Origin of the sequence: Rhodococcus sp. EPR-157 (assembly GCF_001647195.1) — a bacterium.
GTDB lineage: Bacteria > Actinomycetota > Actinomycetes > Mycobacteriales > Mycobacteriaceae > Rhodococcoides.
Map to the genome: position 1 here is coordinate 1 of NZ_LVCV01000562.1, position 1,918 is coordinate 1,918.

A 1,918-nucleotide genomic window follows, 5' to 3' on the forward strand; every position below is an offset into this window, starting at 1 on the left:
CCCGCAGCCCAACGTCAATGTCAAGCTCGTGATCGACTGGCTCGACAAGTACTCGGACCAGACCTCGCTCGCGGTGCTGGGCACCGTCATCCCGATGCTCGAGGTCGCGCTCGACGGCGCTCTGGTGAAATTCATCGTCGACGAGATCGACGACCCGGTCTGCCAGGAAGTCTTCAAGCGAATCAATTCCGACGAATCCCGACATCTCGCAGTCGATTTCCAGGTCATCGAGCTTCTCGGTCACGCGAAGATGCGCAAGATCATCGTCGAGACCGTCGGAGCCTGGATGAACCCGTCGTTGATCATCGGGACGCTGCGCTACATCCCGTTGCTCAACAAGATGCGCGACAACATCGTCGCGATGGGCGTCGACGAGGAACGCCTCTACACGGCGATGCGACGGTTCAAGAAGGTCGGCGAGCGAAGCGAATTCCCCAAACGCCTACCGATGTACCGATTCATCAGTTGGCACTCGGGCGTCGTCATCAACAGGGCGCATCCGTACCACAAGTTCGCCGACGCCCTGGTCAGGGCTACCGCCAGATATCCGAAGAGGATGCTGCGACCCCAACCGACCTGGTCCAAGGAACTCACCTACGAGCCCGTCGCATGAGCGAGCCGCTGTCAGTTGCCATCATCGGCGGTGGATTCGCCGGAATCGGTGCCGCAATCCGTTTGAAGCAAAAGCGAATCGACAACATCGCCATCTTCGAGCGCGGACGTGAGCCGGGCGGAACGTGGCGCGACAACACCTATCCCGGCGCGGCGTGCGACATCCCTTCGAGGCTGTACTCGTACAGCTTCGCACCGAACCCTGATTGGTCGCATACGTACTCGGGGAGCGCCGAGATCCTGCAGTACATCGAGCGGATGGTCGACGACTTCGGCCTCCGCCCGCTGTTCCGGTTCGGCCACAACGTATCCGGAGTGATCTGGAACGAGAACGCATCGGTGTGGGAAATCTCGTTCGACGGCCATCCCCCGGTGCAGGCCCGCGCAGTCGTGATGGCGTCGGGACCTCTCGCGAACGTGAGCTTCCCGTCGATCCGTGGCCTCGACACGTACGAGGGTCACAAGATCCACAGTGCCCGTTGGGATCACGACTACGACTTCACCGACAAGAAGGTCGCAGTCATCGGAACCGGGGCCTCGGGAGTACAGATCGTGCCGGAACTGGTGAAGGTGGCCCGGTCGGTCAAGGTCTTCCAGCGCACCCCGGGGTGGGCGTTGCCGCGCACCAACTTCGCAACACGGCAGACCACCAAGGACGTCTATCGACGATTCCCTGCCACCCAGTCCCTTGCCCGAAACGCCTGGTTCTGGGGCCACGAGTCTGTCGCACTCGGTGTGGTGTGGAATTCGCCGCTGACCCGCGTCGTCGAAGCCGTCGGGAAACTGCATCTACGACGCCAGGTGAAAGACCCCTGGCTGCGACGCCAACTCACCCCGGACTTCAGGGCCGGATGCAAGCGTCTGCTGATGACCAGTGACTTCTACCCTGCACTGCAGAAGGACAACTGCACGCTCGTGACCTGGCCCATTGCACGGATCTCGCCCAAGGGAATTCGTACGGTCGAAGGCATCGAGCACCAGGCCGACGTCATCGTGTTCGCGACGGGATTCGACGTGTCGAAGACCGGCACACCGGTGCCGATATCCGGTCGCGGTGGACGCATCCTCGCAGACGAGTGGAGTACAGGCGCACGGGCCTACAAGTCCATCGCCGTCTCCGGCTACCCGAACATGTACTTCACCTTCGGGCCCAACTCAGGGCCGGGACACAGCTCGGCGTTGGTCTACATGGAGGCGCAGATCGACTATCTCGTCGACGCCATCTCCTATGCGTTGGCTCGAAATTCCGTCCTCGATGTCCGCGAGGATCGCCAACGCGAGTACAACGTCGATCTGCAACGGCGCT

Annotated in this window: 2 protein-coding genes; both read left to right on the forward strand. The window is 61.7% G+C overall.

Annotated elements, in window-relative coordinates; all coding sequences use genetic code 11:
- On the forward strand, positions 1-613 hold a 613-nt coding region (locus tag A2J03_RS24775; RefSeq protein WP_068379384.1), incomplete at its 5' end, for a reductase.
- The coding region (locus tag A2J03_RS24780) for a flavin-containing monooxygenase (protein ID WP_082898077.1) at positions 610-1,918 on the forward strand (1,309 nt) is incomplete at its 3' end. The genes A2J03_RS24775 and A2J03_RS24780, both read left to right, overlap by 4 nt.